Raw genomic sequence first — 22,164 nt, forward strand, 5'->3', positions numbered from 1 at the left:
GACACATCATGAAACTTACCGAGTTGCTGCCCAACACTCCCCCACGCGGTGCCACCGCCGAATCGACCTACGAAGCCTTCGTGAAGTGGGTGGAGGACCGCGGCATCGGGCTTTACCCGGCACAGGACGAGGCCGTCATGGAATTCGTGGCCGGCAACAACGTCATCCTCGCCACCCCCACGGGATCGGGCAAGTCACTGGTGGCCGTCGCCGCGCACTTCCACGCGCTGGCCCGCGGGGAGCGCAGCTACTACACCGCCCCGATCAAGGCACTCGTCTCGGAAAAGTTCTTCGACCTCTGCAAGATCTTTGGCGCGGAGAACGTCGGCATGGTCACCGGCGATTCCTCGGTCAACCAGGATGCCCCGATCATCTGCTGCACCGCCGAGATCCTTGCCAACATCGCCCTGCGCGAAGGCAAGAACGCGGACCTCGGCCCGGTGGTCATGGACGAGTTCCACTTCTACTCCGACCCGCAGCGCGGCTGGGCCTGGCAGGTTCCGCTGCTCGAGCTCCCGCAGGCGCAATTCCTGATCATGAGCGCCACTCTGGGCGATGTCGGCCGCTTCGAGGACGAGCTGACGCTGCGCACCGGACGCGACACCACCACCGTGGCGCACGCCGAACGGCCCATCCCGCTGCACTACTACTACTCGCAGGACCCGGTGCAGGAAGCCATCGAGGAATTGCTCTCGACCAAGCAGGTGCCGATCTACGTGGTGCACTTCAGCCAGCTCGAGGCCATCGACCGGGCCAGCGGGCTGATGAGCATCAACGTGTGCACCCGCGAGGAAAAGGACCGGATCTCCGAGCTGATCGCCGGATTCAGGTTTGCGCCCGGCTTCGGCAAGACGCTGAACCGGCTGGTCCGCCACGGCATCGGCGTGCACCATGCGGGCATGCTGCCCAAGTACCGCCGTTTGGTGGAGCAGCTGGCCCAGGCCGGACTACTCAAGGTCATCTGCGGCACCGACACCCTGGGCGTGGGCATCAATGTGCCCATCCGCACCGTGCTGATCACCGCGCTGTCCAAGTACGACGGGGTGCGCACCCGCATCCTGAACTCCCGCGAATTCCACCAGATCGCCGGACGCGCGGGCCGCGCGGGCTTCGACACCGCCGGAACCGTCGTGGTCCAGGCGCCCGAGCACTCCATTGAGAACAAGAAGGCCATGGAGAAGGCGGTCGCGAAGTTCGGCGACGATTCCAAGAAGATCCGCCAGGTTGTCAAGAAGAAGCCGCCGCAGGGCTTCGTGACCTGGGGAGAAAAGACCTACGAGCGGATCATCGCATCCACCCCCGAGACGCTGAACTCCTCGTTCGCGGTGACCCACTCGATCCTGCTGAACCTGCTGGCGCGCGAGGGCGATTCCTTCGCCGCCGCCCGACGGCTGCTCACCGAAAACCACGAACCGCCGGTACGGCAGCGTGCCCTGCAGCGCAAGGCGCTGGGCATCCTTCGCGAGCTGCTGGCCACCGGGGTCGTCGAACGCCTCGAGCACCCCGACAAGCACGGGAACATGCTGGCCCTGACGGTGCACCTGCAGGAAAACTTCGCGCTGAACCAGCCGCTGTCCCCGTTCGCGCTGGCGGCCCTGGAGCTCTTCGACGCCGAGTCCCCCGGCTACGCGCTGGACGTGGTCTCGGTCATCGAGGCCACGCTGGAAAAGCCGCGCCAGGTGCTTTCGGCCCAGGAGAAAAAGGCCCGCGGCGAGGCGATTGCCGCAATGAAGGCCGAGGGCATGGAGTACAACGACCGGATGGCCGCGCTCGAGGAGGTCACCTACCCGCAGCCGCTGGCCGAGATCCTCACCAATGCCTTCGAGCAGTACCGCGCCGGCGCCCCGTGGCTCGGCGACTTCGAGGTCGCCCCGAAGTCGGTGGTCCGCGACATGTACGAACGCGCCATGAGCTTCAGCGAGTACGTGCAGTTCTACTCGCTGGCCCGCTCCGAGGGCGTGCTGCTGCGCTACCTCACCGACGCCTACAAGGCGCTGCGCCAGACCGTCCCGCAGGACGCGCTGCGCGAGGACCTCGAGGACCTCATCGAATGGCTCGGGGAACTGATCCGCCAGATCGACTCGTCGCTGCTGGACGAATGGGAGGAACTGGCCAACGGGGTGCTGCACGAGCCCGACGCCGAGATCATCCCGCCGGCCCCCGAGCGCCTGACCTCCAACGCGCGGGCCTTCCGCGTGATGGTCCGCAACGAGATGTTCCGCCGCGTGAAGCTCTTCGCCGACGAGCAGGACTCCGCCCTGGGCGAGCTGGACGGGCATTCGGGCTTCGGCGCCGAGGCGTGGGCCGATGCCATGGACGCATACTTTGAGGAGCACGAGGACATCGACGACGGTCCCGGCGGCCGCGGCCCCAACCTGTTGCTGATCACCACCTCGAAGGACACCTGGACGGTGCGCCAGGTCTTCGCCGACCCGGCCAACCACCACGACTGGGGCATCGACGCCACCGTCAACCTGGCGGACTCCGACGAGGCCGGGTACCCGGTCATCACGGTGACCAATGTGGGCCGCAAGGACTAGCACGCACCAAACACAGGCGCCCGCCGGGAAGGATTTCCTTCCCGGCGGGCGCCTGCGGTGATTCCGGACCTCCCGGAGTTTCCTAGAATCCCAAGAGCTTGGTCAGCGGCTGGACCTGGTTGTGGGCCAGCAGCACGATCGGCACCACCAGCCCGGCCAGCGCGTAGATGGACACCGGGATGCACAACAGCCATTCGCGCACCGACCCTGCCCTGCCCAGCACGGGGATGGCGATCCGGCCGCCGGGCTTCCACACGTCCTTGAGCAGCGGCACGCGGCGGATGAAGCGCGGGGACTTGATCTTGATCGGCCAGATCAGGTTGCAGCCGCCGACGGTGAGCATGTCCCCGGCGATGTGCACCGCGCAGCCCACGGCCACCGCCAGCACCAGCCAGTTCTGCTCGTCGGGCGAGAACACCGCCACGAAGATGCCGGCCGGAACCGAGACCAACCACGGCAGCTTCGCCATGGTGTCGGGAATGAACTTCAGCGCCTTCAGCGCAAAGGACACCAGCAGCACCGCCAACAGACCGGCGCCCGGGTAGATGATCCCGAAGCGGGAATTCTCCATGGTCCACAGCCCCAGCACCCAGGCCAGGACGGTGAACGCCGCGATGCCCAGCAGCGAGTGCGTGCCGTTGCGGTGCCCTCCGGAGACCTCTCCGATGCCGGCGCAGATCGCGTTGGACACCGGCGGCAGCGAGTGCGCAATGGTGGCCCGGCGGTGGTCCGCATCGGGCAGCAGCGCCGCCCCCGCGCAGACCATCGCCCCCGCGACCCCGGCGATCGGGGTTTGCTCCAGCAGGCCGAATCCCAGCGGGATCGCGTCGGGCAGCCAGGTCAGCTTCTCGGAGAGACTCCCGGTGGGGAGCTTGAAATTCGTGGTCAACGCGATCCAGGCTGCTGCGCCGGTGGCCGCGTGGTGGCCGCCCATCATATTGCTTGGTGCCGTCCTTGCTTTGGTTCTTGCTTCTCGATCGCCCCCAACCTTAAGTGCTGCCACCCACGCGTTGGATTCACGGCACGCATGGCCCGCCGGTAGGCTTGGTCACATGCCCCTGATTCGCCCCGCGGCGCCCGCCGACGCCCCCGCCATCCTTGAACTCATCCACGAATTGGCGCTCTTCGAGCGCGAGCCCGACGCCGTGAAGAACTCCGAAGCGGACCTCGTCGCCCACCTCTTCGGGCCGGACCCGCAGGTGTACGCGCACGTGGTGGACCGGGACGGCACGGTGCTGGGCTTCGCCCTGTGGTTCCTGACGTATTCCACCTGGGAGGGAACGCACGGGATCCACCTCAAGGACCTCTACGTGCGCGAGTCGGCGCGGGGCGCCGGACACGGCAAGGCGCTGCTGGCCGAATTGGCACGCATTGCAGTGGCCCGCGGCTACCGGCGCGTGGAATGGAGCGTGCTGGACTGGAATGCCCCGGCCATCGGCTTCTACGATTCGCTCGGCGCCGGTTCCATGGACGGCTGGACCGTGCGGCGCCTCGAAGGCGCAGCCCTGGCGGAACTGGGGGCAGGGGCATGAGCAACACCCACACCTTCCGCGGGATGAACACCACCGAGCACTACTTCCAGGTCCCGCTGGACCACGCCCGCCCGGCGGGCGAAAAGATCACGGTCTTTGCCCGCGAGATCTCCTCCACCGAGCACACCGATCCGGCCTCGCTGCCCTGGCTGCTCTTCCTGCAGGGCGGACCGGGCGGGAAGTCCCCGCGTCCGGCCTCGCTGTCCGGTTGGCTGGCGGAGGCGGCCAAGACCTTCCGCATCCTGCTGCTTGACCAGCGCGGAACCGGCCTGAGCACCCCGGCCAACCGCCAGTCCCTGCCGATGCGCGGGGACGCGGCGGCCCAGGCCGCCTACCTCACGCATTTCCGCGCCGATTCGATCGTGCGCGATGCCGAAGCCATCCGCAAGGACCTCGGGATCGAGAAGTGGAGCACCTTCGGGCAAAGCTACGGCGGCTTTTGCACGCTGACCTACCTGTCCCTGGCCCCGGCGGCATTGGAACGCTGCATCGTCACCGGCGGCCTGGCCTCGCTCACCGCGGACGCGGACACCGTGTACCGGGCGACCTACCGGCGGATGGCCGAGCGCAACGCGGAATACTTCGAGTGGTACCCGCAGGACCGCAAGGTCCTGCGCGAGATTGTCGCGCACCTGGCCCACACCGAGGAGCACCTGCCGGGCGGCCGGGCGCTGACCGTGCCGCTGGTGCAGATGCTCGGCCAGTTCCTGGGCGGCAACGCCCGGGTGCACTCGCTGCACCACGTCTTCGAGGCCGCCTTCATCGAGACCCCGGGCGGCAGGCGGCTCTCGGACACCTTCCTGGCCGCGGTCGCCGAACAGGCCGACCGCACCACCAACCCGCTTTACGCGCTGCTGCACGAGTCGATCTACGCGCAGGGCGCGGCCACCAACTGGTCCGCGCAGCGCGTGCTGGCCGAGTTCCCGGCTTTCTCCCCCGATGCCGAACTCCCGCTGCTGACCGGGGAAATGGTGTTCAGCTGGTACTTCGAGGACGATGCGGTGCTGCGCCCGCTGGAGGAAACCGCCCGGATCCTGGCCGAGCACGAGGACTGGGGTCCGCTCTACGACCCCACGGTGCTGGCCGCCAACACCGTGCCGGTCGCAGCGGCCGTCTACGCCCACGACGTGTACGTGGACAGGGACCTGTCGCTTCAAACCGCCGCCGCGGTCGGCAACGTGCGGGTGTGGGAAACCGAGGAGTTCCACCACGACGGCATCGGCGACGAGGGCGCGATGATCTTCGCGAAGCTGCTGGAGCTGGGCAAGGACTAGGCCGCGTCACACTGCCGGTCGCAATCACGACGGGAACCGCTTCCGTGATAGGTATTGAAGTGCAACCATCCGGAGCGGCCGAGAGACCTGGATCGATGACGCCGCAGCAACCCGCCCCGCCGACGGGACCCCGTCGGGCCGGCAACGGTGCTACTGCCAGGACCGATGGAAAGTAGGCAATTGCCCATGTCCCTTAACACCAGCCACATCCGCACCACCCACGCCGGCTCGTTGCCGCGCACCGACGCGCTGCTGGCCGCCAACGAGGCCAGGGAACGCGACGGGGTCAGCGAGAAATTCCTCGAATTGCTCGAAACCTCGGTCACGGGCATCGTGGCCAGGCAGCGCGAGCTGGGCATCGACATCCCCAACGACGGCGAATTCGGGCACACCATGTCCTCCGCCGTCGACTTCGGCGCCTGGTGGAACTACTCCTTCGCCCGCCTCGGCGGGCTGCAGGAAACCATCGTCGACCGCTGGGCCGAGACCACGGTCAACCGTTCGTCCCCCGGCAACGTGGTGCTCACCTCCTTCCCGGACCGCCGCGACCGCCGGGCCTTCGCCGAGGCGTACGCCGATCCGGCTTCCGGGATCCTCGCGCACCGCAAGGCGACCACGCAGCCGAAGGTCGTCGCGCCACTGACCTACATCGGGCACGACCTGGTCGCCTCGGACATCAGGAACCTGAAGACCGCCATGGCGGCCACGGGCACCGAGGAGGGCTTCCTCGCGGCGCTTTCCCCCGCTTCCTGCGCGCGGCTGGCCAACGACTTCTACGCCAGCGACGAGGAATACCTCTTCGCGGCCGCTGATGCCATGCGTGAGGAGTACAAGGCGATCCTCGATGCCGGGCTCATCTTGCAGATCGACGACCCGTCGCTGGCCGAGTCCTGGGACCAAATCAACCCGGAGCCGAGCCTGGAGGACTACCTGAAGTTCCTGGAGCTGCGCGTGGAGGCCACCAACCACGCGCTGCGCGGGCTGCCCGCCGAGCGGATCCGGCTGCACGTATGCTGGGGCTCCTGGCACGGCCCGCACACCACCGATATCCCGTTCGCCGACATCCTGGACCCGGTGCTGCGCATCAACGCCAACATGGTCTCCTTCGAGGCCGGGAACGTGCGCCACGAGCACGAATGGCGCATCTGGGAGGACCGGGCACTGCCCGAGGGAAAGATCCTGGTCCCCGGCGTCGTCTCGCATGCCACCAACGTGGTCGAGCACCCGGAGCTGGTCGCCGACCGCATCGAGCGCTTCGCGAACCTGGTCGGCCGCGAGAACGTGATCGCGTCCACCGACTGCGGCCTGGGCGGGCGCGTCCACCCGCAGATCGCCATGGCCAAGCTCGAGGCCCTTGGCGCCGGCGCGGCACTGGCCACCCAGCGCCTGTGGAAGGGTGCCGAGGTCATCGCCTGATCCCGGGCACCACCACGGAAGCCGCCGCACGCACCAGCGTGCGGCGGCTTTTGTCCGCGGGCAGGCCTCCCGCGGCCGGTGGCCGAATCGCTGCCGGACACCGCCAGCAGCCTGCTGGAGCCGGGGCTCCGCTAAACCGGGGAGCCGAGCTCCACCAGCAGCACCCCGCCGACGATCAGCACGATCCCGGCGGTCATCAGGAGCGTCAGCGGTTCCTTGAAGATCCACTTGCCCAGCACCGCGGTGACCGCCACCCCCGCGGCCGCCCAGATCCCGTACGCCACCCCGATGCCCATCCCGGCGCGCAGCGCCAGCGACAGCATGGTGAAGGCCAGCAGGTAGCCGGCGGCCACCGGGAGGTACCAGGCCCGGGAGCCGGTGAGCGTTGCCCGCAGCGACATCGTCGCGCCGACCTCGGCGATGATCGCGGTTCCCAGGAAAAGCCACATCATGATGTACGTTCCCGCGTCCCGGGGGCCCGTTGGCGCAGGGCGTGCTGGGACCCGAATTCCACCAGGACGACCCCGGCAATGATGACTCCCAGGCCAAGGAACATCAGCGGGGTGAGCGCCTCGGCAAAAAGCAGCATCGCCAGGACGGCGGTCAACGCCACCCCGAGGGCGCCCCAGATGCCGTAGGCGACCCCGAGTCCCAGGCCCGCGCGCATGGCCAGCGCCAGGCAGGTGAAAGCGCCGGCGTAGCCCAGCACCACGACCGCGTACCACCACGGCGCCCCCAGCGCGGCCTTCAGCGCGAGGGTCGCGGTGACCTCGGTGGCGATGGCCAGCGAGAGCAGGAACCACTTGTTCACTTGAGTTCGCGCACGCAGAAGAACGCGACGACCAGGATGAAGCCCAGGCACAGGTAGCCCAGGCCGGCGAAGCCCAGCGTGGCCAGCAGCACCCCGGATCCGGCGGCTCCCAGTGCCCCGGCCGCACCCATGAGGGTGTCGGAGACGCCCTGGACCAGCACGCGGCGGGGACGGTCCACCCGCTCGGCCAGGAACGCGGAGCCGGAGACCGTCGACATCGACCAGCCCAGGCCCAGCAGCACCAGCGCGACCGTGACCGCGGCGCGGGATTCGGCGCCGAGTCCGGCGACCAGCACGGCCGCCACCAGCACCGCCATGCCTGCCAGCATCATCCGCGGCTGGCCCATCCTATCCGCCCACGCCCCGATGAACGGGGAGAGTGCATACATCCCGGCGATGTGCAGGGAGATGACGAAGCCGATGACGATCAGGATGTCGGCGCTGCCCCCGTGCATTTCGTGCCCGGGGGTGGCGGCCAGGTCCTTGAGGTGCACCGGGGTCATCGACATGACCCCGACCATCACCAGGTGGGCGACCACGATGGTGGCAATGCCCAGGGTCGCACCTTTCGAGGCCCGCACCGCCGACAGCCCGGTGGCCATCGACCCGCGGCGCCTGCCGGTCGCGACGGGGTGCGGGGGCACGCCGTCGGCCGCATCCCAGGCGCGGGCGAGGTCGATGGGGTCCGGGCGCAGCCCGATGTTCAGCACCAGGATGGCCAGCAGCATGCCGGCCAGGGAGAAGAGGAAGGGCCCGCTCATCGGCGGCAGGCCGAATTGCCCGCCCAGCGCAGATCCCGGTCCGATGAGGTTCGGGCCGGCGACCGCGCCGATGGTGATGGCCCAGACCACCAGTCCCAGGTCGCGCCCGCGGGTGGCGTCGGCGGCCAGGTCGGTGGCGGCGAAGCGGGCCTGCAGGTTCGCCGCCGAGCCCACGCCCAGCAGCGCGGCCCCGAGCAGCAGCACCGGGAAGGAACCAAGCACCGGGGCCAGCATCATCCCGACGGCGCCAAGCGCGGCCAGGAGGTAGCCCAGGGACAGCGCCCTGCGGCGCCCGCGCTTCACGGCCAGGGCTGCCAGCGGCAGCGCACTGAGTGCGCCGGCGACGGAGATCGCGGTGGTTGCCGCCCCGGCGAAGGCGTTGGATCCGGTCAGCTCCACGGCCATGAGCGATCCGATGGCCAGCCCGGCGCCGTTGCCCACGCCACTGAGCAGCTGGGACACCGAGAGCGTGGCCACGGTGCGGCGTTGGGCGCGCACCCGCTCGGGCGCGGGATGGATGGAGGTTGGGGCCGGGGTTGTGTTCACCCGCCCAGCCTAGCAACGTCGCGGTCCTTAACGAGGCTCGGGGCCCGTCCTTCCGAAACAACGGAAGACGGACCCCGAGCGGGTGCAGCGTGGGAGGCGCGAGGTTACTCGCTGTCCTTCTTGGCTGCCTGTTCGGCCTTGTGCTCGGCGGCGGCGCGGCGGCCGGCCGGGGAGAGCAGCGAGGCGACGGTCGCGATGACGACCGTGCCCAGGATGACCACCAGCGAGACGGTGATGGAGAAATCCGGGACCCAGGTGATCGGCTGGCCGCCGTTGATGAACGGCAGTTCGTTCACGTGCATGGCGTGGAAGACCAGCTTGATGCCGATGAAGGCCAGGATGATCGACAGTGCGTGCTTGAGGTAGACCAGGCGGTCCATCAGGCCACCGAGCAGGAAGTACAGCTGGCGCAGGCCCATCAGCGCGAACAGGTTCGCGGTGAAGACGATGAACGGGGACTGGGTCAGGCCGAAGATCGCCGGGATCGAGTCGACCGCGAAGAGCAGGTCGGTCATGCCGATGGTCACGAAGACCATGACCATCGGGGTGAACATCTTCTTGCCGTCGATGGTGGTGCGCAGCTTGTTGCCGTCGAATTCCTTGGAGATCGGCAGGTTCTTGGTCAGCTTGTAGACGATGCCGCTGTTGGCGCCGTCGGACTCGTCCTCGCCCTTGTCGGTGGCCTGCTTCCAGGCGGTCCACAGCAGGAAGGCACCGAAGATGTAGAAGACCCACGAGTAGTTTTCGATGACTGCGGCACCGAGGATGATGAAGATGCCGCGCAGGATCAGGGCAATGATGATGCCGAACATCAACACTTCCTGCTGGTATTTCCGCGGCACCGAGAAGCGGGCCATGATGATGATGAACACGAACAGGTTGTCGATGCTCAGCGAGTATTCGGTGACCCAGCCGGCAATGAATTGCTGGCCGATGTCCGGGCCCGCCTGCCACCAGACGACGGCGCCGAAGATCAGGGCGAGGGTGACGTAGAAACCGACCCAGAGGCCGGATTCCTTCATCGAGGGTTCGTGTGGTTTCTTGACGACATACAGCAGGTCAAGAAGAAGAATGATGCACAATGCCGCGAGCGAGATAATCTCAAACTGCAGCGACAAGCCGTGGTTTCCCAATGTGGGGCCTTTCAAAACGGGGTACGTGGAATTACCGCAAGTCTCTCCGCCGTCCGCTCAGATTGGGACGACCGCTGTGCCCGGCGAGGCATCGATGCCTCGCGTGTTGACGACCACAGCACAAGTGGGATACTCCCCTACGCTTGGAACAGTCTAACTCATCCATGTTTCAGTCTCGTGAATGACCTACGGTTTCACCGGCCCCGTCGAAGGCCAGCAGGTCCCCCGGTTGGCAGCCAAGTTCCCGGCAGATCGCCGAGAGCGTGCTGAAGCGCACGGCCCTTGCCCGGCGGTCCCTGGGCACCGAGAGGTTCGCCACGGTGACGTCGACACGCCGGCTCTGCCCCGCCCGGTTACGCGTGGCCCGCGTTCTTCATCTGGCGCAGTTCCTTCTTCAGCTCCGAAACTTCGTCGCGCAGCCGGGCGGCAACCTCGAAGTGCAGCTCGGCGGCCGCGGCGTGCATTTGCTCGGTCATCTGCTCGATCATCTCCACCAGGTTCTCCGCCGGGGCGGCGGCCAGGCCGTCGGCGCGCACCGTCGCGTGGGCCTTCTTGGTGCCGGCGCTCGAACGCTTGGCGTTCTTGGCCAGGCGCTGGTTGTTCAGCAGCTCCTGGGTGTCGGCGTCCTCGCGGGCCAGCGAATCGGTGATGTCGGCGATCTTCTTGCGCAGCGGCTGCGGATCCACGCCGTGGTCCTTGTTGTATTTCTGCTGCACCTCGCGGCGGCGGTTGGTTTCCTCGATGGCCTGGGCCATGGCGTCGGTGATCTTGTCCGCGTACATGTGCACCTGGCCGTCGACGTTTCGGGCGGCGCGGCCGATGGTCTGGATCAGCGAGGTCGCCGAGCGCAGGAAGCCCTGCTTGTCCGCGTCCAGGATCGCCACGAGGGAAACCTCGGGCAGGTCCAGGCCCTCGCGCAGCAGGTTGATGCCCACCAGCACGTCGAACAGGCCCATGCGCAGCTCGCGCAGCAGTTCCACGCGGCGCAGCGTGTCCACGTCCGAGTGCAGGTACTGGACCCGCACGCCGTGCTCGGTGAAGTAGTCGGTGAGGTCCTCGGCCATGCGCTTGGTCAGCGTGGTGACCAGGATGCGCTCGTTGCGCTCCACGCGGGCACGGATCTCGTCGAGCAGGTCGTCGATCTGCCCCTTGGTCGGCTTGACGATGATCTCCGGGTCGATCAGTCCGGTGGGGCGGATGATCTGCTGGACCACGCCGTCGGCCTTGCCGAGCTCGTACTTGCCCGGGGTCGCCGAGAGGTAGACGGTCTGCCCGATGCGCTCGAGGAACTCGTCCCACTTCAGCGGGCGGTTGTCCATCGCGGAGGGCAGCCGGAAGCCGTGCTCCACCAGGGTGCGCTTGCGCGACATGTCCCCCTCGTACATCGCGCCGATCTGCGGGACGGTGACGTGGGATTCGTCGATGACCAGCAGGAAGTCGTCGGGGAAGTAGTCGATGAGGCAATGCGGGGCGGTGCCGGCGGCGCGGTCGTCGATGTGCCTGGAGTAGTTCTCGATGCCGTTGCAGAACCCCATCTGCTCCATCATCTCCAGGTCGTAGGTGGTGCGCATGCGCAGCCGCTGGGCCTCCACCAGCTTGTTCTGCGACTCCAGGGTGGACAGGCGCTGCTGCAGCTCGTCCTCGATGTCCTTCACGGCCCGGCTCATCCGGTCGGCTCCGGCGACGTAGTGGCTGGCGGGGAAGACGTACATCTCGTTTTCCTCGCGGATCACCTCGCCGGTGACCGGGTGCAGCGTGTGGATCGACTCGATCTCGTCGCCGAAGAACTCGATGCGCAGCGCCTGCTCCTCGTACATCGGGATGATTTCCACGGTGTCCCCGCGCACGCGGAAGGTGCCGCGGTGGAAGTCCATGTCGTTGCGCGCGTATTGCATGGAGACGAACTTGCGCAACAGGTCGTCGCGGTTCAGTTCCATGCCCTTTTTCAGGGTGACCATGCCCGCGACGTATTCCTCGGGGGTGCCCAGGCCGTAGATGCAGGAGACGGTGGCGACGACGATGACGTCGCGTCGGGTGAGCAGCGCGTTGGTGGCGGAGTGGCGCAGCCGTTCGACCTCCTCGTTGATGGAGGAGTCCTTCTCGATGAAGGTGTCGGTCTGCGGGACGTAGGCCTCGGGCTGGTAGTAGTCGTAGTAGGAGACGAAGTACTCGACCGCGTTGTTGGGCAGCAGCTCGCGGAACTCGTTGGCCAGCTGCGCGGCCAGCGTCTTGTTCTGCACCATCACCAGGGTGGGGCGCTGCACCTGTTCGATGAGCCAGGCGGTGGTGGCGGACTTGCCGGTGCCGGTGGCGCCGAGCAGCACCACGTCCTTTTCGCCGGCGTTGATCCGTTCGGTGAGCTCCTTGATGGCCGTGGGCTGGTCGCCGGCGGGCGTGAACTCGCTGATGACCTCGAAGGGGGCAACGACGCGGTTGATTTGCTGCGCAAGACTCATGTTCCTAGGCTACGCCCTGGTGCCGATGGTTTGGATGCCCGCTCGCCTTGGGCGCAAAGGCCGGCCGCCGCGGCCCGGGTGCGCAGCCTCTCGATGTTCCCGGTCGCCGCCGGGTCCGCGGCCGGCGCGAAGCCGAAGTACGCCTCGGCCCCGTCCAGGATGCCGTCGACCAGTTCGCCGGCGTCCACGATGTGGCGGACCTTCCCGGCGGTGAACTTGGTGAGGTTTCCGCTGCGCTCCAGCAGGATCTGCGCCTCGAGGGTCGGGTAGGGCACCTCGGCCCTGCCCTCGGCGAGGAAGCCGTCCACGGCATCCAGCAGCGCATTCCAGATCCCGGGCAGGTCGTCGACCAGGTCCACGGGAATGAGCTGCAGCGAGTGGTAGCGCAGCTGGACCGCTCCCAGGGTGCCCTCCAGCGTTGCGGCGAGCCCGGGATCCCGCTGGATGCTCACCAGGTGGGCCGTGGTGCCCTCGGCCGGTTCGTGCCGGAGGAAGGATTCGGCAACCAGCGCGGTGTTCACTTGCGTGCCTGCTTCTGCAGGATGTTGCCCAGCGCGCCGCGCATCAGCCGGATCACGCCAATCACCGTGGCCGCGGCGGCGGAGAGCAGGCCGGCAAGCGCGAGCCAGGCCGGAAGCAGCACCTGCGCGTCGTAGCCGGAGGTACGGGCGATGTATTGGTCGCGCCCGCCGAAGCCCAGCCAGAGGAGCACGGCGACTCCGAGGCTCGCGGCGGCCAGCACCCACAGGATGCGGATGATGCGCATCTCGGTGCGGGCCTTGGCCTCCTCGGCCTCCAAGCGTGCGGCGAACCCGGCCTTCGCCGCGTCGTCCTCAGTGGGCATGGCTGGTGAATGGGGCAATATGGGTCTCCCAGATCTCGTTGACGCGTTGCTTCAGCTGTTCCAGTGTGCCCGAATTGTGGATCACCGCGTCGGCGGCCGCCGCGCGTTCTTCGTCGGTGGCCTGCGCGGCGATCCGCGCCAGGGCGTCGGCCTCGGCCATCCCCCGGTCCTCGACCATGCGCCGCAGGCGTTCGGCCAGCGGTGCGGCCACCACCAGGACCTTGTCGAAGTCCCGCCCCTGGCCGGTTTCCACCAACAGCGGGATGTCCTGGACGATCACCGCGCCCGCGGGTGCGGCCGCGCGCAGGCGGGCGGCCTCGGCGCGCACCAGCGGGTGGACGATGGAGTTCAGTTTTTCGCGGGCCGCCGCGTCGGCGAAGACCAGCGCGCCGAGCGCGGGGCGGTCCAGGGAGCCGTCGGGACCCAGGATGCCGGCGCCGAAGGCGGCAACGACCGCCTCCAGCCCCGGGGTTCCGGGTGCCACGACGGCCCGGGCGATCGCGTCGGCGTCGATGAGCACCGCGCCGCGGTCCACCAGCATCCTGGCGACAGCGGACTTCCCGGCGGCGATACCGCCTGTCAGGCCAACATTGAGCATGCACCTAGCCTACGACAGGCCGGCACGGCAGCGGTCCGCGGCGCGGGGTGTTGGCAGGCCGCCTTCCGGAGGGTCCGGAAGGCAGCGGCCTCGGGGGCAACCGTCAGGCTTCGAACGCCGCTCCCAGCTCGGCCCGCAGGAATTGCCGCACCCATTCCCCGGCCAGGTCGTGGTCGAGCCCCGGGGCACCGAGGCTGAGTTGCGTGGAAATCCCGTCCACATAGGCCGAGGTTTTCACGGCCACCGAGCGTGGATCGGTGTCAGCGCGGAAGGTTCCATCGCCGATGCCGCGTCGGATGGTTCGCTCGCACCCGGACCGCCACAAATGCAACCGGCCGTAGTCCCCTGCCGGAGGGTCCGGGAAACGGGCGGACTCGCTCCAGTAATCCGACCAGAAGCGCCAGTGCCGCAGGCTTTCCTCCGACCCGTCGAACAGCGGATCGACCAGCAGCAGCAGGGCACGCGTCGCGTCGTTTTCGGCGTCCGCGGCCGCCACCAGGGGGGTGTAGAACCAATCCATTTCGAGCACCGCCGCTTCGGCAAATATCTCGTGGATGCCCGCGAAATGGTAGGTCACCGTTCCCACCGAGGTCTGCGCCTCCCGGGCAATCTCCCGCAGCCCGGTACGGCGCAAACCGTCGCGCAGGATCGCCTGCCGGGCCGCCTCGGCAATCAGGGCACGGCGCTGCGCCGGCGCCAGCCGACGCCGGCTCACGTGGAGGTCCGCGGAATGGTTTCCGTCCATTCCCGCTCCGCAACCAGCTCCTCTTCCGCATTGCCCACGGTCGCCCACGCGGTGACGGTGTTGGTCAGCAGGAAGTTGCCCGCGTCGGCCCCCAGCACCGAATGGGTTTCCAGCCTGGCTGACCAGCCCTCGTTGGCAAGCCCGATCGACCACGCCGAGCGGGCCTGGCCGCTGAGCGGGTCGCCGTCGCGGATCGTGTAGGTCTCGCGGCTGTATTCGGTGAAGACCAGCCCGTCGGGGTAGCGGCGCGACCCCCCGTAGCCCGGGTCCACGTCCAGCACCCACGTCCCGGATTCCACGTCGTGGCCCACGCTGCGCTGGGATCCGGCGACGAACGCCGGATCGGCCTGCCCGGCATCGTTCTCCAGGTAGTCCACCGGAAGCCGCGGGGACTGCTCCGGCTCGCCGAACCCGACCCCCTCGATGAGACCGGATTCGGTGGCCAGGGCGGCCGCGTCGGCTCCCAGGACCGGAAGCTCGAGCGAGCTGGCTGCCAGCTCGATTTCGAGCGACGGGTCCCCCGGCGGCGGCCAGATCCACGGCCAGTAGTTGCTGGAAAGCGCAAGCCGGATCGTGTGCCCCGGGGCAAAGACGTAGCCGATGCCGACCATCTCGAATTCGACGTCGACGTACTCCCCAATGGGCATCGGCACCGCCTGGTCCATGCCTTCGCGCTTGTTCAGGTTCAGCACCCCGCGGGTCACCAGTGTCGAGGAGCCGTCGGGGGCGACATCGCACAACCGGGCGATGATGTTGGCTTCGGACTGGTCGGCGCGCAGCCGCAGGCGCACCCGCGGGTTGCCCAGGATGCCCACCGGACCGGGCGCCGGCGGCAAATCGATGCACACGCTGCGGCCGTCCTCGGCACGTTGGTCCGGCGGGAGATCGGTGGCGTTGCCGAACGGGAAGTACCGCCCGGCATCGGCCCCGGTGTGCTGCGGGCTGCGCACGAGCGCCACCCCGTCGTGGACCGGGGTGCCGCAGCTGCCCGCGGACAGGGCGTGCCGTTGCCCGCGGATCTCCTGCGCCGGCCAGTTGGACAGGCCCAGCCAGTGGCCCTTGCGCCGCTCGTAGTAGGTGGCCGGCGGGTCGCCCTCGGGCAGGAAGGCCAGTAGTTTCGGGCCGCGGTCCGCGCCGTTGTCGATTCCCTTGAGCCAGTGGTCCCACCAGGCGAGCGTTTCGCGCAGGAAGTTGATGCCCGGGCCCGGTGCGTACCCGCGGTCCGGATACTGGTGCGACCAGGGGCCGATGATGCCGCGGACCGGGGCATCAAGGTTTTGGACCAGGCGCAGCACCGCATCGCGGTAGGGGTCGTGCCAGCCGCCGACGGCGAGCACGGCGGCCTTGATGGAGGAATAGTCCTCGCAGACGCTGCCCTGCCGCCAGTAGTCGTCGCGTTCCTGGTGTTCCAGCCATTGTCCGGTCATCGGGCGGGTGTTCTCCAGCCGCTGGCGCCACTGCCCGACCCATGCTTCCCCGACCACCTCGGGCCGCGGCGGGCGGGCGTTGAAGGCGAACATCGTTCCGCCCCAGGATGCCATGTCGATGCCCAGCAGCGCCCCGCCCATGTAGTGCACGTCGTTGTCGTACCGGTCGTCGGTGGAACAAACGGTGACGATGGCCTTGAGCGCCTCGGGGGCGTGTCCGGCCAGTTGCAGCGAGTTGAAACCGCCCCAGGAGATGCCGAACATCCCCAGCGAGCCGGTGCACCAGGGCTGTTCGGCGATCCAGGCGATGACCTCGAGGCCGTCGGCCTGTTCCTGCTCGGAGTATTCGTCGATGAACAGCCCGTCGGAGCTTCCGGTGCCGCGGATGTCCACGCGCACCGAGGCGTAGCCGTGCCCCGCATAGTAGGGGTGGCGTTCGTTGTCGCGCGGCGCCGTCCAGTCGTCCAACCGGTAGGGCAGGTACTCCAGCAGTCCCGGGACCGGGCGGCGGCCCGAATCGCGCGGGCGCCAGATCCTGGCGTGCAGCCTGGTGCCGTCGGCCAACGGTATCCAGGCGTCCTCGACGAGGATTTCCTGCGGCAGCGGGTCGATGTACTTCATCTGTTCCCGGCTCCTTTCCATGTGCGGATCAGGTGTCCGGGGCTGGGCTCGAGCCAGCCTCCGGGGTTGTCATCGATCCAGTCCTGTTCTTCGGCCGGCGACTGCGGCAGTTCCAGGTCCCCGGGTTCGAGGACCGCCGCCAGCAGCGAGGCGGTGTACGGGTGGTTGGGACCGGAGAAGACGTCCGCCACGTCCCCGACCTCGAGAAGCCGCCCGTTCTTCATGACCATCACCCGGTCCGCCACATCGGCAACGACGGCAAGGTCGTGGCTGATGAACAGCGTGCTCAAGCCATGGGATTTCTGCAACCCCGACAACAGCTCCAGGATGTCCGCCTGCACCGAGACATCGAGCGCGGTGGTGATCTCGTCGGCGATGATCAGCTCCGGTGCGGCGGCCAGTGCCCGGGCGATGCCCACGCGTTGGCGCTGCCCGCCGGAAAGCTGGGCCGGGAGCCGCTTGCCGAAGCTGGCCGGCAGCCCGACCTCGGTGAGCAGTTCCTCGACCCGGCCCCGCTCCCGGGCACGCGCAACCGTGCCGAACAGGCGCAGCGGACGGCGGATGGCCGCAGCGACGCTCCGGCGCGGGTTCAAGGACGTGTCGGCGTTCTGGAAGATCAGCTGCACCAGTTGGCGCAGCTCGCGGCTGCGCCGGGCCACCGGTCGTGCCAGGTCCCCGCCGGTCCCGGTGTCGCCGTGCACGCGCATGGTCCCGGAGGTCGCCGCCGTCAGCCCGGCCAGCGACCAGGCCAGCGTCGATTTCCCGCTTCCCGATTCCCCCACGATCGCCAGCGTTTCCCCGCGCCGGATCTCCAGGTCGACCGAGTCCACCGCGGGCGGTCCGGACGCATGGTAGGAAATGCTCACGTTTTCGCAGCTGAGCAGGACATCGCTGCCCTGGTTTCCGGTGCCGGAGGGTGGCTCTGGATCTTGGTTGGTCCCTCCCCCGGCCACCGGGGCAACCGCTTCGGCTCGGGAGCGCGCGCCCAGCGTCGGAACGTCGCGCAGCAGCTGTCGGGTGTATTCGTGCTCCGGGTCGGCAAACAGCTTGGCCGTTGGCCGGCTTTCCAGGATCCTTCCGTGGCGCATCACGGCGACCTGGTCGGCCATTCCCGAGACCACGCCCAGGTCGTGGCTGACGATCAGCGTGGCGGTCTGCAGTTCCCGGCTCAGGTCCTTGACCAGGCGCAGCACAGCCGCCTGGGTCACCACGTCCAGGGCGGTGGTCGGTTCGTCGAGCACCAGCACCGAGGGCCGTGCCGCGATTGCCATCGCGATGCCGACGCGTTGTTGCTGGCCCCCGGAGAGCTCGTGCGGGTAGCGCCGGGCCAGGTCCTTGACGTTCGGCAGCCGCACCTGGTCCAGTGCCCGCAGCACGTCGGCGCGATCCGCGCGCAGCCCGTGGCTGGTCAGCGCCTCGTGGATCTGCGTGCCCACCCTCATCGAGGGGGTCAGCGACTGGCCGGCGTTCTGCGCGACCAGGGCCACGGTTCCGCCGCGCAGGGCGCGCAGCCTGGCCGGGTCGAGCCCGAAGACATCCTGTCCAGCGACCAGCACCCGACCGCCGGTGATGCTGGATCCCGCCCGCAGCTTCGCCAGCAGGGTCCTCGCGACGGTCGACTTCCCGCTGCCCGATTCACCGACCAGTCCGAAGGTCTGCCCGGCGGCAATCGCGAAGGACACCTCCGTGGCCACCGGCACCAGGGCCCGGCCGGCCCGGTAGGAGATGGACAGCTTCTCAACACGGACCGCGTCCCCGGTGGCAGCCACCGGTTCCATGTCTCCGGCCAGGCCGGTCTCGATACTCATTTCACTCCCGTCATTGCGCGGTCGACGCCAAGGCGCTTGCCCAGTCCGTCGGAGGTCAGGTGGAGGCCGATGACAAAGCTGGCCAGGGCGGCCACGGGCCCCAGGGTGGCCCACGGGACCACCGTCAATGCCGTCCGGTTCTCCGCGACCATCAGTCCCCAGTCGGGGGCCGGCGGGTTGGCTCCGAAGCCCAGGAAGGACAGCGTGGAAATCAGCAGCACCACCCAGCTGGCCCGCATGGCGTATTCGACCAGCACCACGTCGGACACGTTGGGCAGGATCTCCCGAACCACGATCGGACCGGCACGCTCGCCGCGTGCCTTGGCCGCTGTGACGTAATCCAGTGATTTCACGGACCGGGCGGCCCCGCGCACCACCCGGATGACCGCCGGTGTGTAGACCACCACGACGGCCAACACGATCACCCACATTCCGCTGCCCAGCACCGAGACCACCACCAGCAGCGCCAGGATGGTGGGCACGGAGAGGATGGCATCGACCACGCGCATCACGACGTCGTCGAACCAGCCGCCGAGATACGCGACCAGGCAGCCGAGCAGGGCGCCGGCGGCCACGGCGATCGTGGTTGCCAGGAACGTCACCTGCAGGGCGTAGCGCCCGCCATTGAGGGTGCGGGAAAGGATGTCGCGGCCATACATGTCGGTCCCCAGCCAGTGCGCCCCGCTGGGCCCCTGCAGGGCAGCGGCGGAATCGCTGGCCACCGGGTCGTAGGGTGAGATCCATGGTGCCAGCAGGGCCAGCAGCACGTTGCCCAGGATCAGGACGATCCCGATGGTGAATGCGGGACCGGCCCCGCGCAGGGTCGCCTTCATGGTTGGCTCCGTTCGACGGTGGAAATGGCCGGGGAGGCCTTCGGCCCCGGTTGCGCCCCGGCGCCCCGGCGCGCCCGTGGGCGGAACCGCTGCCGGGGGTCCAGTGCCATGGCCGTCAGGTCGGCGAGCAGGTTGCAGGCCACGTAGATGGCGGCCGAGACGACCGCGATGGCTTCGATGACCGGCAGGTCCCGGTTGAACACCGCCTCCAGCATCAGGTTCCCCATGCCGGGATAGTTGAAGATGTTCTCCACCACCACCACGCCGCCGAGCATCCAGGCGATGTTGATGGCCACGACGTTCAGCGTCGGCAGCAACGCGGTGGGCAGCGCGTGGCGCATGACCACCCGCGCGCGCCGCAGCCCCTTGAGCTCGGCCGTGGTGATGAATTCGGAGGTCATCACGTCGATCGTGGAGGTGCGGGTCATCCTGATGATGTAGGCGGCCATGGCCAGGGAAAGCACGATCACCGGGAGCCAGATGCTGGGCAGCAGCTGGGCCAGGCTCGCCTGCGGGCCGTCGAGCACGACGGCGGGAAACATCGGGATGCCCACGGCGAAGGCCAGCACCAGCAGGGCGGCGACCATGAATTCGGGGATGCTCATGGCCAGCAGGGAGATCAGCGAGATGGAATGGTCGGCCCACTTCCCGCGGCGCAGCCCGGCGACGACACCGAGCACGATGGACAGTGTCACCGAAATGATGACCGTCGGGACGGCGATGAGCAAGGTGTTGCGGAAATGCAGCAGCAGGTTCGGCCCCACTGGTTCACCGGAGACCAGCGAGGTGCCGAAGTCCCCCTGCAGCGCCCCGAACAGCCACTGGACATACCGCAGGAAGACCGGGGTGTCCAGGCCCAGTTCGCTGCGCATCCGGGCGACGGCCTCGGGCGTGGCATCCCGGCCCAGGATCTGCTGGACGACGTCCCCCGGCAGTGCCTGGATGGCGAGAAAGACCAGCAACGAGGCCAGCACGATGGTCAGGACGGCGCTGCCCAGGCGGCGCAGGATCAATAACGGCATCAGCTCAGTCCGATCTTCAGGTAGTCGAATTCGAAGCCGAATTCCGAGTAGTTCACGACCTTGCGCGAGAGTCCAACCAGCCGGTCGCCGAACATGGGTGTCATGTCGGCGCCGTCCTCGATGATCAGTCGTTGGGCGTCCTGGTAGATCCCCCGCCTCCGCTCGTCGTTCATCTCGCGGCGCGCGTCCACGAGCAGCTGGTCGAACGCCGCGTTCGACCAGGCCGACTCGTTGTAGGAGGAACCGGAACGGAAGACCTGGTTCAGCAGCTGGTCCACGGGCCGGCCGGTGAACCAGTAGCTGACGGAGAGCGGCTTCTTCATCCAGATCTCGGTGTAGTACGAATCCGAGGACGCACTGGTAACCGTGAGATTGATGCCGGCCTGCTTCACCGCTTCGGCGTAGGCCACGGCCAACGGGGTGAAGACCGAGTCGTAGGAAGAGGTGTAGATCGGCATCCGCAGGCCCTCGACCCCGGCCTGCTTCAGCAGGGCCCTGGCCTGTTCCGGGTCATAGGGCCGGGTGTAGTCCAGCGCGTCGGCATACCCGGGGGGAACGGGGTTGTCCCAGCCGGGGCTGCCGTTGCCCTGGAGTGCGGTCGCGACAATGTCCTTCGGGTTGTAGGCCAGTTTCATGGCCTGCCGGACCAGCGGGTCGGAGAACTCCTTGGAGGTGGCCAACATCGGGATGGTGTACCACTGGGCGTCCTTGGCCCGTGCCACGGTGGCCACGGGAGAGGATGCAACCACCCGCGCCGTGGCGAAGTCCAGGTTGGTTTGGCTGATCAGGTCGATCTGTCCCGCCAGCAGCGCATTGACCCGTGCACTGGTGTCCTGGACGGAGTAGAAGTCGATGCCGTCCAACGCCGGCGGACCGGCAAAGTGATCGGCGAACGCCTCCACGCTCCCGCGCCCGGCCGGGGTGTAGCTGCTGAGCCTAAACGGCCCGGTGCCGATGCCCGTGCGGCCGATGGCGGCTGCCGAGCCGGCGGGGATGATGTAGCACTGGTAGGCCGTGAGCAGCGACGGGAACTCGGCATTCGGGGAGGTCAGCGCGAAGACGACGGTGTGGCTGTCGCTGGCGGTGACGCCGGAGGGCTCGAGGATCGGGGCCAGCACCCCGGCCTGCGGGGATCCGGTCGCCGGATCCAGGATGTGCCCGAGGGTATAGACCACGTCGCCGGCGGTCAGGACGCGGCCGTCGTGGAAGCGGACCCCGCGACGCAGCTTGAACGTCCAGGTCTTCCCGTCGGGGGTCGAAGACCATTCGGAGGCGAGGTCCGGGACCGTGGTGCCCTGCTGGTCGAGCTTCACCAGGCGGTTGTAGATGGCGCCCAGGTATTCGTAGGCGGACAGCGAGCTGGCCGGATCCAGCGTTTCGGCGGCGGAGGCCGCGGGACGGGCGATGCGCATGCGTCGGCCGCGGGCTGCGTTTCCCGTCGCGGCGGCCAGCGGGATGTCGGCCACGCCGTTGGACGAGCCGCAGCCGGACAGGCCCGCGATCAGGGCCCCCGCGCCGAGGGTCATGCCTGCAACAAGGACGGACCGGCGACCCATGGATGATGAAATCGGCATTTCGCTCCTTCATTCTTATCGTTCCGTTGAACGATAGGGGGCATCCCACCGGCCACCTAACGTATTACGGACCGCTTTGCTGCCCGGGACGCCGTCCGGTGGGCTCCGCAGCCCGGAGCCCGGGCAGCCTCGGCCGGCTCCCGCCGAGTCCACGCCGGCGGCCAACCATCGGAAACCGTCGATGCCGCCCCTGTCCCGGGATCATGCGGCCAAGAGCCGGTGT

At 68.3% G+C, this 22,164-nt stretch carries 19 protein-coding genes and 1 pseudogene; 4 read left to right on the forward strand and 16 right to left on the reverse strand.

Translation table 11 applies throughout. From position 1 onward, the window contains the following. Window positions 1–8: 8 nt before the first annotated feature. Window positions 9–2,540 carry a DEAD/DEAH box helicase gene (locus tag J2T21_RS09815; RefSeq protein WP_307580885.1) on the forward strand — a complete coding sequence of 844 codons (2,532 nt, stop codon included), beginning with the start codon at window positions 9–11 and terminating at the stop codon, window positions 2,538–2,540. A gap of 82 nt (window positions 2,541–2,622) precedes the next feature. Here J2T21_RS09815 and J2T21_RS09820 read toward each other — a convergent pair whose 3' ends face one another. Beyond that, entirely contained in the window at window positions 2,623–3,477 is an 855-nt protein-coding gene (locus tag J2T21_RS09820) for a metal-dependent hydrolase (protein WP_307580886.1), read from the reverse strand. Window positions 3,478–3,592: 115 nt separating this feature from the next. On the opposite strand from J2T21_RS09820, the gene J2T21_RS09825 reads away from it, so the two are divergent. From J2T21_RS09825 to J2T21_RS09835, 3 genes are all read left to right on the forward strand, one after another. Next, window positions 3,593–4,072, forward strand: a complete 480-nt coding sequence (locus J2T21_RS09825; protein ID WP_307580889.1) for a GNAT family N-acetyltransferase — start codon at window positions 3,593–3,595, stop codon at window positions 4,070–4,072. Beyond that, window positions 4,069–5,346, forward strand: coding sequence for an alpha/beta fold hydrolase (locus tag J2T21_RS09830; protein WP_307580891.1), 1,278 nt, complete (start codon window positions 4,069–4,071; stop codon window positions 5,344–5,346). Before J2T21_RS09825 ends, J2T21_RS09830 begins: the two co-directional genes overlap by 4 nt. Window positions 5,347–5,532: 186 nt before the next feature. Continuing rightward, entirely contained in the window at window positions 5,533–6,762 is a 1,230-nt protein-coding gene (locus tag J2T21_RS09835) for a cobalamin-independent methionine synthase II family protein (protein ID WP_307580893.1), read from the forward strand. 131 nt (window positions 6,763–6,893) lie between these two features. Here the strand turns inward: J2T21_RS09835 and J2T21_RS09840 are convergent, their stop codons facing one another. The 15 genes and pseudogenes from J2T21_RS09840 to J2T21_RS09910 form a co-directional block, all read right to left on the reverse strand. Continuing rightward, window positions 6,894–7,214 (reverse strand): DMT family transporter, encoded by a 321-nt coding sequence (locus J2T21_RS09840; protein WP_307580896.1) that lies wholly within the window; start codon window positions 7,212–7,214, stop codon window positions 6,894–6,896. Next, window positions 7,211–7,573, reverse strand: coding sequence for a DMT family transporter (locus J2T21_RS09845; protein WP_307580898.1), 363 nt, complete (start codon window positions 7,571–7,573; stop codon window positions 7,211–7,213). Before J2T21_RS09845 ends, J2T21_RS09840 begins: the two co-directional genes overlap by 4 nt. After that, window positions 7,570–8,880, reverse strand: a complete 1,311-nt coding sequence (locus J2T21_RS09850; RefSeq protein WP_307580900.1) for an MFS transporter — start codon at window positions 8,878–8,880, stop codon at window positions 7,570–7,572. The genes J2T21_RS09845 and J2T21_RS09850 overlap by 4 nt, the downstream gene beginning before the upstream one ends. Window positions 8,881–8,984: 104 nt before the next feature. Further along, window positions 8,985–9,998 carry a TerC family protein gene (locus tag J2T21_RS09855; RefSeq protein WP_307580902.1) on the reverse strand — a complete coding sequence of 338 codons (1,014 nt, stop codon included), beginning with the start codon at window positions 9,996–9,998 and terminating at the stop codon, window positions 8,985–8,987. A 184-nt stretch (window positions 9,999–10,182) separates the two neighbouring features. Next, window positions 10,183–10,341, reverse strand: a pseudogene (locus J2T21_RS09860) (helix-turn-helix domain-containing protein); the annotation flags it as partial. A 25-nt stretch (window positions 10,342–10,366) separates the two neighbouring features. After that, window positions 10,367–12,469: an excinuclease ABC subunit UvrB gene (uvrB, locus tag J2T21_RS09865; protein WP_307580904.1), complete on the reverse strand. Its 2,103-nt coding sequence runs from the start codon at window positions 12,467–12,469 to the stop codon at window positions 10,367–10,369. Beyond that, window positions 12,466–12,990, reverse strand: coding sequence for a hypothetical protein (locus J2T21_RS09870; protein WP_307580906.1), 525 nt, complete (start codon window positions 12,988–12,990; stop codon window positions 12,466–12,468). Before J2T21_RS09870 ends, uvrB begins: the two co-directional genes overlap by 4 nt. Then, window positions 12,987–13,313, reverse strand: a complete 327-nt coding sequence (locus J2T21_RS09875; protein WP_307580909.1) for a hypothetical protein — start codon at window positions 13,311–13,313, stop codon at window positions 12,987–12,989. Before J2T21_RS09875 ends, J2T21_RS09870 begins: the two co-directional genes overlap by 4 nt. Further along, a complete protein-coding gene (gene coaE, locus J2T21_RS09880) occupies window positions 13,303–13,911 on the reverse strand; it encodes a dephospho-CoA kinase (RefSeq protein WP_307580911.1) in 609 nt (202 codons plus the stop codon). Before coaE ends, J2T21_RS09875 begins: the two co-directional genes overlap by 11 nt. A 103-nt stretch (window positions 13,912–14,014) precedes the next feature. Continuing rightward, window positions 14,015–14,656 carry a TetR/AcrR family transcriptional regulator gene (locus J2T21_RS09885; protein WP_307580914.1) on the reverse strand — a complete coding sequence of 214 codons (642 nt, stop codon included), beginning with the start codon at window positions 14,654–14,656 and terminating at the stop codon, window positions 14,015–14,017. Then, window positions 14,623–16,704, reverse strand: a complete 2,082-nt coding sequence (locus J2T21_RS09890) for a CocE/NonD family hydrolase (protein ID WP_307580916.1) — start codon at window positions 16,702–16,704, stop codon at window positions 14,623–14,625. Before J2T21_RS09890 ends, J2T21_RS09885 begins: the two co-directional genes overlap by 34 nt. Then, complete coding sequence (locus J2T21_RS09895; protein ID WP_307580919.1) at window positions 16,701–18,512, reverse strand: dipeptide ABC transporter ATP-binding protein; 1,812 nt, start codon at window positions 18,510–18,512, stop codon at window positions 16,701–16,703. Before J2T21_RS09895 ends, J2T21_RS09890 begins: the two co-directional genes overlap by 4 nt. Continuing rightward, window positions 18,509–19,345 (reverse strand): ABC transporter permease, encoded by an 837-nt coding sequence (locus J2T21_RS09900; protein ID WP_307580921.1) that lies wholly within the window; start codon window positions 19,343–19,345, stop codon window positions 18,509–18,511. Before J2T21_RS09900 ends, J2T21_RS09895 begins: the two co-directional genes overlap by 4 nt. Further along, window positions 19,342–20,367 carry an ABC transporter permease gene (locus tag J2T21_RS09905; protein ID WP_307580924.1) on the reverse strand — a complete coding sequence of 342 codons (1,026 nt, stop codon included), beginning with the start codon at window positions 20,365–20,367 and terminating at the stop codon, window positions 19,342–19,344. Before J2T21_RS09905 ends, J2T21_RS09900 begins: the two co-directional genes overlap by 4 nt. Beyond that, window positions 20,367–21,941 carry an ABC transporter substrate-binding protein gene (locus J2T21_RS09910; protein WP_307580926.1) on the reverse strand — a complete coding sequence of 525 codons (1,575 nt, stop codon included), beginning with the start codon at window positions 21,939–21,941 and terminating at the stop codon, window positions 20,367–20,369. The genes J2T21_RS09905 and J2T21_RS09910 overlap by 1 nt, the downstream gene beginning before the upstream one ends. Window positions 21,942–22,164: the final 223 nt, after the last annotated feature.

It is taken from the genome of Paeniglutamicibacter psychrophenolicus, from assembly GCF_030812255.1.
GTDB classification, from domain to species: Bacteria; Actinomycetota; Actinomycetes; order Actinomycetales; family Micrococcaceae; genus Paeniglutamicibacter; species Paeniglutamicibacter psychrophenolicus_A.

Bases quoted from the DNA above. Each gene is read 5' to 3' on its own strand.
- J2T21_RS09815 (WP_307580885.1), top strand. From the start codon at position 9: ATGAAACTTACCGAGTTGCTGCCCAACACTCCCCCACGCGGTGCCACC.
- J2T21_RS09820 (WP_307580886.1), bottom strand. From the start codon at position 3,477: ATGATGGGCGGCCACCACGCGGCCACCGGCGCAGCAGCCTGGATCGCG.
- J2T21_RS09825 (WP_307580889.1), top strand. From the start codon at position 3,593: ATGCCCCTGATTCGCCCCGCGGCGCCCGCCGACGCCCCCGCCATCCTT.
- J2T21_RS09830 (WP_307580891.1), top strand. From the start codon at position 4,069: ATGAGCAACACCCACACCTTCCGCGGGATGAACACCACCGAGCACTAC.
- J2T21_RS09835 (WP_307580893.1), top strand. From the start codon at position 5,533: ATGTCCCTTAACACCAGCCACATCCGCACCACCCACGCCGGCTCGTTG.
- J2T21_RS09840 (WP_307580896.1), bottom strand. From the start codon at position 7,214: ATGATGTGGCTTTTCCTGGGAACCGCGATCATCGCCGAGGTCGGCGCG.
- uvrB (WP_307580904.1), bottom strand. From the start codon at position 12,469: ATGAGTCTTGCGCAGCAAATCAACCGCGTCGTTGCCCCCTTCGAGGTC.
- J2T21_RS09875 (WP_307580909.1), bottom strand. From the start codon at position 13,313: ATGCCCACTGAGGACGACGCGGCGAAGGCCGGGTTCGCCGCACGCTTG.
- coaE (WP_307580911.1), bottom strand. From the start codon at position 13,911: ATGCTCAATGTTGGCCTGACAGGCGGTATCGCCGCCGGGAAGTCCGCT.
- J2T21_RS09885 (WP_307580914.1), bottom strand. From the start codon at position 14,656: ATGGACGGAAACCATTCCGCGGACCTCCACGTGAGCCGGCGTCGGCTG.
- J2T21_RS09890 (WP_307580916.1), bottom strand. From the start codon at position 16,704: ATGAAGTACATCGACCCGCTGCCGCAGGAAATCCTCGTCGAGGACGCC.
- J2T21_RS09895 (WP_307580919.1), bottom strand. From the start codon at position 18,512: ATGAGTATCGAGACCGGCCTGGCCGGAGACATGGAACCGGTGGCTGCC.
- J2T21_RS09900 (WP_307580921.1), bottom strand. From the start codon at position 19,345: ATGAAGGCGACCCTGCGCGGGGCCGGTCCCGCATTCACCATCGGGATC.
- J2T21_RS09905 (WP_307580924.1), bottom strand. From the start codon at position 20,367: ATGCCGTTATTGATCCTGCGCCGCCTGGGCAGCGCCGTCCTGACCATC.
- J2T21_RS09910 (WP_307580926.1), bottom strand. From the start codon at position 21,941: ATGCCGATTTCATCATCCATGGGTCGCCGGTCCGTCCTTGTTGCAGGC.